Here is a 14,442-nt window from a genome sequence, read left to right as displayed (position 1 = left end):
CGATCCGGCTCATGCGCGACAACACCGGCTCACGACTGCTCAGGAGCCTCCTCGACCCGGAGCGGATCGAATACGGAGTCGCATCCAGCATCGTCGTCGGAGCGCTCAGCCTGGTCGACCCGGCGCGACTTGGCCCGGGCCCGCGGCTCGCGTTCCGAGGTGTCACCGCCGTGATCACTGGTGGACTCACGTTCCTCGAGCTGAGGCGAACCGAGGCGCTTCACGACGAGATCCTCTTGCGGGCAGCGGCCGCCGTCGGCGTCGCCGGTACCGTCTTCGGGCTCTCCGACGTGAGCGAGAAGATCGACGCCAGGATCACCTCCGGGCTGAGGAAGGCGGGCGTGCGGCGCCCGCGGCTCCTTCTCGCCGTGGCCTCTACCCTGACCTCGATTGCAGCTTTCCGCTCGAGCGACCGGATGGGGAGCCCCTGGCAGAGCCCTTACGAGTGGCGCGCTGATCCGCGTGATGACAGGGATGACGCCCCGCGCCACGCCGATGTCGACCCGACCGTCCGGGACCTGGTCGACGGGATGCTGTCCGAAACCACGGCGTACTCCGCCGAGGATCTCCGCCGGCAGTGGGCGACCGCCCAGGCCGAGTACTGGCCGACCGAAGACACGGCCGTCTTCGACGGTCAGGTCGTCATCTCGGTAGACGAAGCCACTCCGAGAGTCGTCCCGAACGACTTCACCTTCCCCGTGAGAGCACAATTTCGTACGCCATCGGGGATTCTCGCCGAGGCATCCGTCGTCGTCTCCGGCGGGCGACTGCGCGCGGTCGTCATCACGGTCGCGGATGACGCCGAACCCGTGGACTTCGACGAAGACCCGCTGGACGACCTGACCGGGTGGCCGGCAGTGGCCGAGGTCATTTTCGTCGCCGACACCCCCTGACCCACGGCAGGCCGCCGTCGGGCGCGGCCAGCCGGTTCACGGTACGAGGGTCAGTGTGTCCCTCGCCGCGTCCTCGACGGCGTCCGGGCTGAAAGGCCAGACCCGCGTCTCGTGCTTCTGCCACAGTGGCGTCTGGTCGACGTAGTTGGCGTGGTAGGCGTGCCCGGATGCCCCGGTGAGGTTGATCCAGGTCGAGGAGTCGAAGTCGGCCAGGTCGACGACCTGCCGCATCGACGGCACCCAGTCGACGGTGTAGCCGTCAGGTGCATACCAGCCGACCGCGTTCACCACACTCGACCCACCGGCAAGCTCGTACGGGCCCCGGTTGAACAGCATCTCGATCGGCGCGATCCCCGACTCGCCGAAGCTTCCGTTGCGGATGGTGAGGGTGTGAAGCTCGCCCCACGTCCAGTTCTCGGGGTTGTCTCCCATGAGGCGGCTCGCCTCGGTCCACGCCTCGCTGAGGGCGAGGGTGAGCGCATCGTCCCGCGTGACGATGTTGTCGTCAGGGCCGGCCCACCAGTCCGAGTCCGGGTCCTCGAGCAAGGCGCCGACCGCCTGGAACCACTGGGAGCCCCCTGCGGGCGGAACGCTCTCCGGCAGCTTCGGTGCGAATGAGTTCTCGAGCAGGTTCCGCCAGAAGATGTTGAAGTACGCGGACTGTGCGCTGTCCGCGTCGTCCTGGAAGTCCCAGCCGTCGAGGAGCTTCTTGCCGAGACTGGCGTTGCTCGACGGTGCGAGGTCGGCGATGAACGGTGCCATTCGTTCGGCAATGGCGTTCGCGTTGTCGGCCTGGATCGAGCTCATGTCTTCCGCGGTGAATGCTCCGCCGGAGTCGATGCCCTCCTCGATCCTCTCGACGATGCGCGATGCGCGGTAGCCGGCATCCCAGTCCCTCGTGATCATGGTGGGAGAGCCGCTGCCTGCCACGGCGTTGTTGGCCGTGACGATGTACCCGGCGGCGGGGTTGTACTGCGACGGGAGCGAGTCGAACGTGAGGTAGCCAGCCCAGCCGGTTGTACTCGTCCAGCCCGGCTGCGGAACGGTGCCGTCACCGCTGCGCCGGATCGGGATCAGCCCGGGGGCCTGGTAGCCGATGTTGCCGTCGACGTCGGCGTAGACGAGGTTCTGCGACGGTACGTCGAACAGTTTCGCGCCTTCACGGAATGACGCCCAGTCCGTCGCCTTGTTGACCGCGAAGATCGCGCCGGGCGTGCGGCCGGGGGTGAGTGCGGTCCACTGGAGGGACAACTCGTAGCTGCCCTCAGGCAGCTCGGCTGTCGCGGGGTAGTCGGCGGCGATGGTGCCGAACTCGTCGCTGATCCCGGTGACGAGGGGGCCACGGGAGGTGGAACGAATGCGGATCGGCACGTCCTCGCCGCCTGCGACCTTGACCGTCTCCTCCCGGATGGTGAGCGGCTCCGAAACGCCGTCGAGTTCCACGGTGTCTTCTGACACCTTCTCGAGGTAGAGGTCGGCGACGTCGGGGCCGAGGTTGGTGAAACCCCAGGCGATCCGGTCGTTGTGCCCGATGATGATGCCGGGCATGCCGGAGAAGCTGAAACCGGCCACATCGAACGGGCACGCGTCCGAGACCGTGGAGCAGCGAAGCCCCATCTGGTACCAGACCGACGGGAGGGCTGGGCCGAGGTGGGGGTCGTTGGCGAGGAGCGGTTTGCCCGACTCGGTGAGGTCGCCTGACACCACCCAGGAGTTGGAACCGATGTCCGACCCTGCGCGGCCGAGCAGGGCAGGCATCTTCGTGAGGATGCCGCGGAGCTGGACGAGCGATTCGACGGTCTCGTCGCTGACCGCGCTGAACGCCGTTGCCTCGCCGACGGATGCCGGGGCAGGCACGGGGGCGGGGCTCGGGACGATCGTCGGGTTCTCGTCGTACGGGTATGGCGGGTACACCTGCGCCAGTTGCTCAGGGGTCAGTTCCGTCGCGAGCAGGGCCCTGTCGATCTCGTCCTCGAGATTCGACCTCAGGTCCCATGCCATCGCCTTGAGCCAGGCCACCGAGTCCGCCGGTGTCCACTTCTCCGGCTCGTAGCCGGGGTTTTGGAGCCCGAGGACGGCGTACTCGAGCGACAGGTCTGCGCCGCTCTTCTGCTCGAGGTAGGCGTTCACCCCGTCGGCGTACGCCTGGTACCAGCCGAGCGTCTCCTCGTCGAGCAGTTTCACTTCCTCCTCGGCCACCGCGCGCCAGCCGAGGGTGCGGACGAACGTGTCGGTCCCGACCTGCGCGTCGCCGAACAGTTCGGAGAGCCGGCCGCTGGTCACGTGGCGACGGAAGTCCATCTCCCAGAACCTGTCCTGCGCGTGGACGAAACCCTGTGCCAGGTACAGGTCGTGTGCACTCTCCGCCTCGAGGGTGGGGATGCCGGCGTCGTCGCGGAGAACGCTGACCTCGCCGTCGAGCCCTGGCACGGAGATCTCCCCGGCGAGCTGGGGGAACGACCGCTGCACGGTCCAGACGACGAACCCGCCCCCGATGAGAACGACGACGACGAACACCGCCACGATGCTGAGGAAGACGGTGAAGGCGCGGGATCGCCGGCCGGGTGTCGCGGTGCGGGCCACATCACTCCTTTGTGAAGAGGTCGGGAAACGGGTCAGGCGTGCAGGGCTTCGTTCAGCTGGATGCCGGCACCGGTGCGGGGGAGGACCTCGACGGCGCCGGTGACGGAGTTCCGCCGGAAGAGGATGTTCGGGACGCCTGACAACTCGACGGCCTTCACCGTCCGCGGGCTGCCGTCGTCGGCGGTGTGTCCGTCGAGGACGACGACCTTCGTTCCGGCGGTGACGTACAGGCCGGCTTCGACGACGCTGTCGTCGCCGATCGAGATGCCGATACCGGAGTTCGCACCGAGCAGCGCCCGGGCCCCGATGGAGACCCGCTGGGTGCCGCCGCCGGAGAGTGTGCCCATGATGGATGCCCCTCCGCCGATGTCTGAGCCGTCACCGACCACGACGCCCTGCGAGATGCGTCCCTCGACCATGGACGACCCGAGGGTCCCGGCGTTGAAGTTGACGAAGCCCTCGTGCATGACGGTCGTACCCGGTGCCAGGTGGGCGCCGAGACGCACCCGGGAGGCGTCGGCGATGCGAACCTTGGCAGGCGTGACGTAGTCGAGCATCCGCGGGAACTTGTCGATGCCGGTGGCGTGGATGCCCTGGCGGGAGAGGGACGGGCGCAGGCGGTCGAAGTCATTCGGCGCGACGGGCCCGGCGTTCGTCCAGACCGCGATCGGGAGGTGACCGAAGATGCCGTCGAGGTTGATCGTGTTCGGCTGAACGAGCAGGTGGCTGAGCAGGTGCAGACGGAGGTAGGCATCCGCTGTGTCCTTCGGCTGTTCGCGGAGGTCGATCTCCACGGTGACGATGTCCACGCGGACGTTCCGGCGATCGTCTGGGATGGCCAGCGCTTCGATGTCAGCTGGGGCGATCCATCGCTCCCGGCCGGCCGGGAGCGTGCCGAGACGCGGCTCCGGGTACCACGTGTCGAGGACGGTTCCGCTCGCACTCACCGTGGCGAGGCCGTAGCCCCACGCGTGTGTCGGGGCGGTTGCGGTCTCGGGTGCGGTCGTCATGCCTCAAGGCTAGCGAATCAGCCCCTGTCCGGCTGACGCCCTGCCGGGCGGTTCGACCGCCCGTAGACTGGGGCGATGCCGGATTCGACCGCCCCAGCCCTTGTCCTCGACCTCTCAGCCGGGTCGATCGACCTCACGCAGGCGATCTGCGACATCGAGTCGGTCTCCGGGAACGAAGCCCCTCTTGCGGATGCCATCGAGCGCGCGCTCGCGCCCCTCGCCCACCTGGAGGTCGTCCGTGAGGGCAACACCATCGTCGCGCGGACGGCACTCGGCCGGGACCAGCGGGTGATCATCGCCGGGCACATCGACACCGTGCCTCTCAACAACAACCTGCCCACCCGGTTCGAGACCATCGACGGCAGGGAGTACCTGTGGGGCCGGGGAACGGTCGACATGAAGGGTGGTGTCGCCGTCCAGCTGAAGCTTGCCGCGGAGCTCACGGAGCCGGCACTCGACGTGACCTGGATGTGGTACGACAACGAAGAAGTCTCCAGCGACATCAACGGCCTCCGCCTGCTGGCCGAGCGCAGGCCTGACCTCTTCGTCGGTGACTTCGCCATCCTCGGCGAGCCGACCCGCGGCGACATCGAGGGCGGCTGCAACGGAACCCTCCGCGTCGATGTCACTACCACCGGCCTCCGTGCGCACTCCGCGCGCAGCTGGGTCGGTGAGAACGCCATCCACAAGGCTGCCCCCATCCTCAGTATCCTCGCCGCGTACGAGCCCCGGTCGATCGAGGTCGACGGGCTCGTCTACCGTGAGGGCCTCAACGCCGTGATCATCTCGGGAGGCGTCGCGGGCAACGTCATCCCCGACGACTGCACCGTACAGGTGAACTACCGGTTCGCTCCCGACCGCACCGCAGAGCAGGCAGCGGATGAGGTGCGCGAGATCTTCGCCGGATTCGACGTGACAGTGACGGATGCCGCCGACGGGGCCAGGCCGGGCCTCGACGCCCCGATCGCCCAGGAGTTCCTGGCCGCGGTCGGCGGACGCGCCATGCCCAAGTACGGCTGGACCGATGTGGCGCGGTTCTCGGCCCTCGGCATCCCGGCCGTCAACTTCGGCCCCGGTGATCCCCTCAAGGCGCACGCGGATGACGAGCGCGTCGCCCTCGACGAGATCACCTCGGTCGAGACGGCGCTGCGCACCTGGCTGACCGGCGCACGTGACTGAGGTCACCGGCAGGTCGATCGTCGGCCTGTGGCGGCGTGTCCCGTGGTGGGGGCAGGCCCTGCTCGTCTTCGGAGCCGCGCGGATCGTGACGACAGGCATCCTTCTCGTCTTCGCCGCGGGGCAGCACGCGAACGCCTGGACCGGCGCGAGCCCCGGTTACGCCGACTTTGCGTCGATGTGGGACGGCCGGTGGTACAACATCGTCGCCGAGGTAGGCTATCCGAGCGAGCTCCCGCTCACGGCGGATGGTCACGTCGCCGAGAACGCGTGGGCCTTCATGCCGGTGTACCCGGCTGTGGTTCGGCTCCTCATGGTGCTCACCGGCCTCCCGTGGGCGCCGGTCGCCGTGCTCGTCTCCGTCGCCTGCGGTTTCGTCTCGGCGGTCCTCGTCGCGAAGGTGTTCCGGCTCGTCCTCGACGCCGGAACGGCCATGTTCGCGGTTGTGCTCTATTCGGTGTCGCCGCTGTCGCCGATCCTCCAGGTGGCGTACGCCGAGTCGATGCACCTCATGCTCCTGGCCGGCGCCCTGTACCTGGTGATGCGCCACAGGTACTGGGCGGCGCTGCCCGTGATCGCGGTGATGTCGTTCACCCGGCCGAGCGGCCTCGCCTTCGCCCTGTTCCTCGCACTGCATGTCTGCCATCGGTGGTGGACGCGTCGCCGGGTGCCGTTCCCGCGCCGGGAAGCGGTCGCGGCAGCCGTCACAGCGTTCGCCAGCGGAATCTTCGGCCTGGGCTGGCTGCTCATCGCGTGGGCCGTGACCGGGTCGCTCTCGGCATACACGGACACCGAACTGGCCTGGAGGTCGAGTTACATCGGCTACGCCCATCTCGTGCCGTTCACGCCGTGGATCCAGGGCCTGGACTGGTGGGCCGTCCGCGGCCTCGGTCTTCCATCGGGCTACTGGTGGGGGTTCTGCGGCGTCGTCCTGCTCGTGGCCGCGGCCGTCGCCCTGTTGTTCTCGCCGCAGGCGAAACGCCTGGGCGTGGATCTCCGGTTGTGGGTGGCGAGCTACCTGCTCTACCTGCTCGCGGTATTCTTCCCGCAGTCGAGCACGTTCCGTCTGCTCGTTCCGGTGTTCCCGGTGGCGGGCATTCTCGCCCAACCGCGGTCTGTCGTGTACCGCGTGTCGATGGTCGCGCTCTCTTTGGCCGGGCAGGTGGGCTGGGTTTTCATCGCCTGGCAGGTCGACGGATACGACTGGACGCCGCCGTGATCGTGCCCCCAGTTACGGGCATTGGGGCGATCGGATTTCGTCTGCCCGCCCTGCATAGCCGATAATAGAAGTCACAGCCACGAAAGGGGAGCCGAATGGCAGCGATGAAGCCGAGGACTGGGGATGGGCCAATGGAGGCCGTAAAGGAGGGTCGGCTGATCATCGTGCGGGTTCCGCTCGAAGGTGGCGGACGACTTGTCGTCTCTGTCAACGATGCAGAGGCCAAAGAACTTCACGATGCGCTGGCCGGGGTCGTTTCTCCCAGCTAGTCAGTCGAACAACAGAGACGCGGATGCCGGTGGTCACCAGACCACACGCATCCGCGTCTTTCGTCGTTTCGGGGCTAGTCGAGCTTGGTGATCTGCAGCAGCCCGTCTCCGACGGGGGAGAGGGCGCTGACGACAGCGCTGGACGAGGCGATCTCCTGGACGAGGGTCCTGAACGCGCTCGTCACGTCGTCGCGCTGCGCGGGGTCTGCGACCCGGCCACGCCACAGGGCGTGTGGCACGAGGACGGTGCCGCCGGTGCGGGCGAGACGCAGCCCGTGCTCGACGTTCTCGATCACCTGGGCAGGGTCGCCGTCGACGTAGACGAGGTCGTAGGAGTTCTCGTTCATCCTGGGGAGCACGTCGAGTGCCTTGCCTGTGATGAGTCGCACGCGATTCGAGGCGATGCGAGCGTCGGCGAATGCCTGGCGGGCGTAGCCGAGGTGCTCGACCTCCGAGTCGATCGACGTCAGTACCGAGCGGGTGGACGCGCGAAGCAGCCAGAGGCCGGAGACACCGGCACCCGTGCCGATCTCGACGATGTTGACGGCGCCGGTGGCAGCGGCGAGCACGGCGACCTGGGCTCCCATGGCGGGGGACAGCGGTTCTATGCCGAGCTCGAGGGACTGCGCCCGTGCCTTCGCGATCGCCTCAGATTCGGTGACGATGTAGTCGGCGTACTTCCAGTTCGAATCTTGTTCAGACACTTCTTCGCTCCCGATGGTGGTTGGCACAACAGTACCGGCGCACGGCGCGCCGAATTGTGAGGCGCGGCGCGATAGTCTGAACTCGTGTTCTTTGGCCTCACGTTCGAGAAGCTGCTCATCATCGCAGTGATCGCCGTCTTCCTGCTCGGACCCGAGCGGCTGCCCGGCTATGCCGCGAAGTTCGCGCAACTCATCCGGACCCTGCGGGACATGGCCCGTGGTGCCAAGGATCGCATGCGCGACGAGATGGGCCCCGAGTTCGACGACGTCGACTGGCAGAAGCTCGATCCGCGGCAATACGACCCGCGCCGGATCATCCGTGAGGCCCTCCTCGACGACGACGACGCCCCCGACCCGGCACCGGTGATCAAGCCGCCGGCTCCTGCCGCGGCCGCCGCCACCCCCGCCGTCAGCACACCGACGATCGTGTCGGCTGCTGCGGTCGACAGGGGTCGTCGCATGGCGGCAGGCGAGGCCGTCGAGCCGCCGCCGTTCGATCCCGAATCGACGTAACCCTTCGGCCCTGCACTCAGGGAACGCGCCGAGACTGCAGTAGTGGCGCTCTGACGGCCCGTTTTCGAGCCACTAGTGCACTCTCGAGAAGCTCCGTTGGATCTCAGGCCATGCCGCAGTGCTCACGGACGAAGTCGAGCAGTGCCTCGCGGACGTCCTCTGGCGGGGTCAGGCGGTAGTCGCCCGTCGTGCCATCCGACAGCGTGACCGAGATCACAAGGACCGTACCGATCTTGTCCTCGGCGATCGCGTGCGGGTCGCAGCGCGCAGGGACGATTCGCAGTGGCACTGTGACCGGTGCGGATGCCGCGTCGACCGCCAGCGTGACCGGCCAGCCGTCCGCATCGCCCGCGGCATCCTGGGCGGGCCGGAGCAAAGGGGTGGAACCGATCCCTGCGATCTCGACACTGCCGTCCGCTCCGGTCGGGGCCAGGCTGAGGGGCAGGACGGCAACGGATGCCGCGCCGACCCCTTCCACGACGGGCGGGCCGACGGAGATCCGGGCGACCCGATCCACGAGCGTGGTGATGCAGCCGGTGGCGTGGAGCCGTTCGAGGGTGCCGAGCGGATCCGTCGCCTCCACGGCGACCGTGGCTCGCCGGTCCCCGGCTCCGGTGGTCAGCTCGACCCGGGGTGACCCTGACGCTTCGGTGCAGTCCTGCTCGGGCACGGAGGCCCGCAGGTCGACCGTCGTCCCCGCCCGAACCGTCGTTCCCCTGTCCCAGGTGGCCGGCTCTGCGAACCCTGGGGCGTCCAGGCTCGCACTGCTCACGACGAGTTCCTCGGCGGACTCGTTGACGATCCGGATCACGAGGGTCCCACTCGTGTAGTCGGTGCGGCCCTGGAGAACGTCGACGGTGACGCCGTCTGGCAGCCCGGCTGGAGTGGGAACGGCGCAACCGGCCAGAGCCGGGAGCGCGACGGCGCATGCGGCCACCAGGAGGGGCGTCGTCCACCACCGGCGCATGGTCTGCTACACCGGCGCCAGGCCGAGCCGGCGCCCGGCAAGGCCGCGACCGTTCGACATCAGCCGGTCGGCGACGGACCTGATCGCGACGCTGGCGGGGTCACCGGGCGCTCCGAGCACGACGGGGATCCCCGAGTCGCCTCCCGCTCTGAGCGGCACACTCAGCGGAACGGAGGCCAGCAGGGGTACGGGTCCCGCGTCATCGGTACTCAGCCGTCTGGCCACCTCCGAGCCTCCGCCCTCGCCGAACAGCGACAGGATGGTGCCGTCCTGTTGGGCCAGGCCGGCCATGTTCTCGACGACGCCGATCACTCGCTGGCCGGTCTGCCTCGCGACGATGCCGCTTCGTTCGGCGACATCCGCCGCCGCGGGTTGCGGCGTGGTGACGACGATCACGTCGGCGTGGGGGAGCGTCTGGCCGATCGAGATGGCGACATCGCCGGTACCCGGGGGCAGGTCGAGCAGGAGCACGTCGAGGTCGCCGAAGTACACGTCGGTGAGGAACTGGGTGATCGTGCGGTGCAGCATGGGTCCGCGCCAGGCAACGGCTGAGCCGGCGCCGGGCTCGACGAACATGCCGATGGAGATCACTTTCACCCCGTAGGCGATGGGCGGCATGATGAGGTCGCCGACCTGCGTTGGGCGGGTGATCGCACCTGCCGCGGCCGCGGCATCCGTCAGACCGAGCAGGCCGGGGATCGAGAAACCGTGCACGTCGGCGTCGACGATGCCGACGGTCAGCCCCCTGGATGCCAGCTCGACGGCGAGGTTGGCGGTGAGGGTGGACTTGCCGACCCCGCCCTTCCCGCTCGTGACGGCGATGACCCTGGTGAGCGAGTCGGGGCCGAAGGGCATGACCCTGGCCGCCTTCGAACCACGCAGGCGATCGGTCAGAGCGCGGCGTTCGTCAGGGCTCATCACGCCGACGGTGATCATCGTGCCGGTGACGCCCGGCACCCCTGCGACCGCTGTGGTGACATCCCGTTCGATGGCGGTGGCGGCGGGGCAGCCGACGATGGTGAGGGAGATGGCGACGGATGCCGCGCCCGCGTCATCGACGGACACGCCGGCGACCATGCCCAGCTCAGTGATCGGTTTGCGGATCTCGGGGTCGATCACCCGACCGAGTGCTGCGGTGATGCGGGCTTCGAGGTCAGCGTTGGACATCGTCCCTGTCCTTGTCGAGCTCCTCCAGCAGCCCGCGAAGCTCCTGGCGGATGAAGTCCTTCGAGGCCATATCCTTCATGGCCAGGCGCAGGGCGACGACCTCACGCGCGAGGTATTCCGTGTCGTTGAGGTTGCGCTCAGAGCGCTGGCGGTCCTGTTCGATCTGCACCCGGTCACGGTCGTCCTGGCGGTTCTGCGCGAGGAGGATGAGCGGTGCGGCGTACGACGCCTGCAGGGACAGGATGAGGGTCAGCGCCGTGAACCCGAGGGCGGCGGAGTCGAACCGGAAGTTCTCGGGGCCCCACGTGTTGTACGCGATCCAGGCCAGGCAGAAGATGGTGAGGCCGGCGAGGAAGGTCGGGGTGCCCATCTTTCTGGCGACCCACTCGGTGAAGCGGCCGAACCGGTCGCTCGACTCCCGGTTGCGGCCGGGGATCATCGACGTGCGAAGGCCCTTCGGGGCGTCGAGGCGAACCTCGTTCCTGCGGATCTTAGGCACGGGCTGCCCTCCTTCCCTGTGGTCTGTGCGTCGTTACGGGGTCGTCATCGTTCTGACTTCGCCAGTCTTCCGGCAACAGGTAGTCGAGGACATCATCAATCGTCACCACCCCGACGAGTCGATGGGTGTCGTCGACGACCGGAACCGAGACGAGGTCGTAGCTGGCGAGGATCCTCGACACCTCGGCGGCCGACGCCTTGGCGGTGACCGGGTCGAGGCTCTGGTCCATGATCGTGCCGAGCCGTTCGTGAGGCGGGTAGCGGAGCATCCGCTGGAAGTGGACGATCCCGAGGTACCGACCGGTGGGCGGTTCGTACGGGGGCAGGGTGATGCACACGGCGGCGCCCAGCGCGGGCGGCAGTTCGGGGCGGCGGATGAGCGCCAGGGCCTCGGCGACCGTCGAGTCAGCCGAGAGGATCACGGGTTCCGTCGTCATCAGACCGCCGGCCGTGTCAGGGGCGAACGCCAGCAACATCCTGACGTCTTCTGCTTCCTCGGGCTCCATTAGCTGGAGCAGGTGCTCGCCGCGCTCGGCGGGAAGCTGCGCGATGAGGTCTGCGGCGTCGTCAGGCTGCATCTGGTCGAGCACGTCTGCGGCACGGTCGTCGTCAAGCTGGGTGAGGATGTGGACCTGGTCCGACTCCGGCATCTCTTCGAGAGCGTCGGCGAGACGGTCGTCGGGGAGTTCTTCCGCGACCTCGATCATGCGGTCCTGAGGAAGGTCGAGGAGGGTGTTGGCGAGGTCGGCAGGCTTCAGATCGGAGTACGTCGCGATGAGCTGCTCGGCGGACTGTGCTTCGCTGCCTGTCTGCTTTTCCCGAATCTCACGCCAGGTGGCGAACGCCGTCGTCCCCTTGGCGAACGGTGAAGAGGACACTTTGGGTCGGCGAACGAAGTACTGGCTGACCGCCCATGCCCCAGGGCCGACCTCTTCGATGGCGAGGTCTTCGATGGTCGCCTCGCCTGAACCGTCGACGAAGACGACCTTGCGTCCGAGGAGTTCCGCGATCACGCGGACTTCACCGCCGCGCTGTTCGAACCGGCGCACGTTGATGAGACCGGTCGTGATGATCTGGCCGGACGCGATCGAGGTCACGCGGCCGATCGATACGAAGACCCGTCGTTTTCCGGGGATCTCGACGATGAGGCCGACGACGCGGGGCGGATCGTTTTTTCGGTAGACAACCAGGACGTCGCGCACCTTGCCCACGCGGTCGCCCGCGGGGTCGAAAACGGTGCACCCGGCCAGACGGGCGACGAAAACTCTGGTGCCACTCACCCCTCTAACTTAGTGCGCGAAGCCGGGAGCGGGGGCACGGATGCCGCGGTCTGCGGCGGATTGCCGGGCTGGGTGGGAGAATGGGGCAGTGAGCAATCAACAGCAGCGCCGCGGCATGTCCCGCGCCCCCCTCGACACCGTCATTCCCCGCGGCGAGACCGTCGCCAGCTTTGAGACGTACAGCGAAGCGCAGCGAGCCGTCGATCTCCTCGCCCAGGCCGACTTCCCGGTCAAGAAGGTCTCGATCGTCGGCGACGGCCTGAAGAGCGTCGAGCGCGTCACCGGCAAACTGAGCTACGGCCGCGCGGCAGGCGCCGGCGCCCTGAGCGGTGCCTGGCTCGGTCTCTTCTTCGGGCTTCTGCTCGTGATCATCAACCCGGCATCCGACCTCGTCTTCGTCGGGGCAGCGGTGCTCATCGGTGCCGCGTTCGGAATGATGTTCACCATCGTGTCCTACGCGGTGAACCGCAGGCGCCGCGACTTCACCTCCGTCATGCAGGTCATCGCGACGAGTTACACGGTCACCGTCGCACCCGACCTCGCCAACCGCGCGAAGAACGTGCTCAACGGAGCGGGGCAGCAGCCGCTCTGACGCGGCGACTGCCCCGATACCTGTCGCGTTTCCTGGAGGGCAGCGGCGGAGCCGCTGACCGAAGTCGCGTTTCCTAGAGGGCAGCGGCGGAGCCGATGACCGAAGGAGAAAGGCGCGCGATCCAGGCCTCGACCTCGTCGGCCGTGCGCGGGATGCCCGCTGACAGGTTCTCGGCGCCGGTGGCGGTGACGAGGATGTCGTCCTCGATCCGGACGCCGATCCCGCGGAACTCCTCAGGAACGGTGAGGTCGTCCGGCTGGAAGTAGAGCCCGGGCTCGATGGTGAAAACCATGCCGGCCTTCACCTCACCGTCGTGGTACATCTCCCGGCGGGCGGCGGCGCAGTCGTGGACGTCGATCCCGAGGTGATGGCTCGTTCCATGCACCATGTATCGGCGGTGGAACTGGTTCTCCGGCTCGAGGGATTCCTCGGCACTCACCGGCAGAAGTCCCCACGCGGCGGTGTGCTTCGCGATGACCTTCATGGCTTCGGCGTGGACGTCGCGGAAGACGATGCCGGGGCGCACGATCGCGAACGCGGCGTCTGCGGCTTCCCTGACGGCCTCGTAGACGGCGCGCTGGACCTCCGAGAACCGGCCGTTCGCCGGAAGCGTCCTCGTGATGTCTGCCGTGTACAGGCTGTCGACTTCGACGCCTGCGTCGAGCAGCATGAGGTCGCCGGGGGAGACGGGGCCGTCGTTGCGGGTCCAGTGCAGGATGCACGCGTGCGGGCCGGACGCGGCGATGGTGTCGTACCCGACCGCGTTCCCGTCGAGCCGTGCGCGCGTGTAGAAGACGCCCTCGACGGCGCGTTCACCGCGTTCGTGGGCGGTGATCCGCGGGAAGTCCGAGATGACGTCGTCGAAGCCGCGCGCGGTGGCGTCGACCGCGAGCCGCATCTGTGCGATCTCGTAGTCGTCCTTGACCAGGCGCAGTTCGGACAGGAACGTGGTCAGTTCGTCGTCCTCTTCGAGCGTGACGTCGGCATCCGTCGTCGTGAAGGTGTCGATGTGCGCGGTGGCCAGACCGAGGTCGGCGGCGACCTGAGTGAGGGAGGGCCGGGCGCCGATCCAGAATTCGCCGATGGCAGGGTTCGCGTAGAACTCGTTCGACGTGCGGTCGGCGCGCTCACGGAAGTACAGCGTCGCGTCGTGGCTGTCGCCGTTCGGCTCGAAGACGAGGACCGAGTCGGGTTCGGCGTCGGAGGCCCAGCCGGTGAGGTGCGAGAACGCGGAGTGGGCGCGGTAGGGGTAGTCGGTGTCGTTCGAGCGCTGTTTCAGCGATCCCGCCGGGATGACGAGGCGCTTGCCAGTGAAGGCGGCGGACACGCGGGCGCGCCGGCCGGCTGTGTAGCCGGCCTGTTCACGCGGAGCGGGGAGCTCGTCGACGCGATCGGCCCACTTGGAGCCGATGAAGTCCTGGAACTGGGTCGACGCCGGTGTTGTCGACCGGTTCGAGGTGCCGCGCGGTTCTTCGCTCGTGGTCTCGTCGCTGGCCGGCACGACGCCAGGGGTCGAAGTCGTGGTTGTTGTGTCGCTGGGGGTCTGCATGCTCCCATTGTTCCACCGATGG

General features: G+C 68.0%; 14 protein-coding genes. 6 read left to right on the top strand and 8 right to left on the bottom strand.

The window, feature by feature from the left end; genetic code table 11:
• The first annotated feature begins 11 nt into the window (after nucleotides 1–11).
• Nucleotides 12–893: a hypothetical protein gene (locus AC1M0F_RS04870; protein WP_480237059.1), complete on the top strand. Its 882-nt coding sequence runs from the start codon at nucleotides 12–14 to the stop codon at nucleotides 891–893.
• Between the two features lie 36 nt (nucleotides 894–929).
• On the opposite strand, the gene AC1M0F_RS04865 is transcribed toward AC1M0F_RS04870, so the two are convergent.
• On the bottom strand, nucleotides 930–3,476 hold the full coding sequence (locus AC1M0F_RS04865) for a penicillin acylase family protein (protein ID WP_480237058.1): 2,547 nt from the start codon (nucleotides 3,474–3,476) through the stop codon (nucleotides 930–932).
• A gap of 32 nt (nucleotides 3,477–3,508) precedes the next feature.
• Nucleotides 3,509–4,486 (bottom strand): 2,3,4,5-tetrahydropyridine-2,6-dicarboxylate N-succinyltransferase, encoded by a 978-nt coding sequence (dapD, locus tag AC1M0F_RS04860; RefSeq protein WP_480237057.1) that lies wholly within the window; start codon nucleotides 4,484–4,486, stop codon nucleotides 3,509–3,511.
• A 75-nt stretch (nucleotides 4,487–4,561) separates the two neighbouring features.
• On the opposite strand from dapD, the gene dapE reads away from it, so the two are divergent.
• The 3 genes from dapE to AC1M0F_RS04845 all read left to right on the top strand — a co-directional run bounded on the left by dapE (nucleotide 4,562) and on the right by AC1M0F_RS04845 (nucleotide 7,150).
• A complete protein-coding gene (gene dapE / locus AC1M0F_RS04855) occupies nucleotides 4,562–5,665 on the top strand; it encodes a succinyl-diaminopimelate desuccinylase (RefSeq protein WP_480237056.1) in 1,104 nt (367 codons plus the stop codon).
• Nucleotides 5,658–6,881: a mannosyltransferase family protein gene (locus tag AC1M0F_RS04850; RefSeq protein ID WP_480237055.1), complete on the top strand. Its 1,224-nt coding sequence runs from the start codon at nucleotides 5,658–5,660 to the stop codon at nucleotides 6,879–6,881. The genes dapE and AC1M0F_RS04850 overlap by 8 nt, the downstream gene beginning before the upstream one ends.
• A 95-nt stretch (nucleotides 6,882–6,976) precedes the next feature.
• A complete protein-coding gene (locus AC1M0F_RS04845) occupies nucleotides 6,977–7,150 on the top strand; it encodes a DUF3117 domain-containing protein (RefSeq protein WP_090712530.1) in 174 nt (57 codons plus the stop codon).
• Nucleotides 7,151–7,224: 74 nt separating this feature from the next.
• Here the strand turns inward: AC1M0F_RS04845 and AC1M0F_RS04840 are convergent, their stop codons facing one another.
• Nucleotides 7,225–7,854 (bottom strand): O-methyltransferase, encoded by a 630-nt coding sequence (locus AC1M0F_RS04840; protein WP_480237054.1) that lies wholly within the window; start codon nucleotides 7,852–7,854, stop codon nucleotides 7,225–7,227.
• An 84-nt stretch (nucleotides 7,855–7,938) separates the two neighbouring features.
• On the opposite strand from AC1M0F_RS04840, the gene AC1M0F_RS04835 reads away from it, so the two are divergent.
• Nucleotides 7,939–8,367 (top strand): twin-arginine translocase TatA/TatE family subunit, encoded by a 429-nt coding sequence (locus tag AC1M0F_RS04835; RefSeq protein WP_480237053.1) that lies wholly within the window; start codon nucleotides 7,939–7,941, stop codon nucleotides 8,365–8,367.
• A gap of 103 nt (nucleotides 8,368–8,470) precedes the next feature.
• Here AC1M0F_RS04835 and AC1M0F_RS04830 read toward each other — a convergent pair whose 3' ends face one another.
• From AC1M0F_RS04830 to AC1M0F_RS04815, 4 genes are read right to left on the bottom strand one after another with little or no spacing between them, the layout of a single operon-like run.
• Nucleotides 8,471–9,334, bottom strand: a complete 864-nt coding sequence (locus AC1M0F_RS04830; protein ID WP_480237052.1) for a hypothetical protein — start codon at nucleotides 9,332–9,334, stop codon at nucleotides 8,471–8,473.
• 6 nt (nucleotides 9,335–9,340) lie between these two features.
• On the bottom strand, nucleotides 9,341–10,501 hold the full coding sequence (locus tag AC1M0F_RS04825) for a P-loop NTPase (RefSeq protein WP_480237051.1): 1,161 nt from the start codon (nucleotides 10,499–10,501) through the stop codon (nucleotides 9,341–9,343).
• Complete coding sequence (locus AC1M0F_RS04820; protein ID WP_480237363.1) at nucleotides 10,488–10,940, bottom strand: DUF1003 domain-containing protein; 453 nt, start codon at nucleotides 10,938–10,940, stop codon at nucleotides 10,488–10,490. The genes AC1M0F_RS04825 and AC1M0F_RS04820 overlap by 14 nt, the downstream gene beginning before the upstream one ends.
• Nucleotides 10,941–10,992: 52 nt before the next feature.
• Nucleotides 10,993–12,279, bottom strand: a complete 1,287-nt coding sequence (locus AC1M0F_RS04815) for a magnesium transporter MgtE N-terminal domain-containing protein (RefSeq protein ID WP_480237050.1) — start codon at nucleotides 12,277–12,279, stop codon at nucleotides 10,993–10,995.
• Nucleotides 12,280–12,367: 88 nt separating this feature from the next.
• Here AC1M0F_RS04815 and AC1M0F_RS04810 point away from each other — a divergent pair, with 88 nt between their 5' ends.
• A complete protein-coding gene (locus AC1M0F_RS04810; RefSeq protein WP_480237049.1) occupies nucleotides 12,368–12,871 on the top strand; it encodes a YflT domain-containing protein in 504 nt (167 codons plus the stop codon).
• A 73-nt stretch (nucleotides 12,872–12,944) separates the two neighbouring features.
• Here AC1M0F_RS04810 and AC1M0F_RS04805 read toward each other — a convergent pair whose 3' ends face one another.
• Entirely contained in the window at nucleotides 12,945–14,420 is a 1,476-nt protein-coding gene (locus AC1M0F_RS04805) for an aminopeptidase P family protein (protein WP_480237048.1), read from the bottom strand.
• Nucleotides 14,421–14,442: the final 22 nt, after the last annotated feature.

This window comes from Mycetocola sp. Y719, from assembly GCF_056713205.1.
This window is presented reverse-complemented; position numbering and strand designations above follow the sequence as displayed.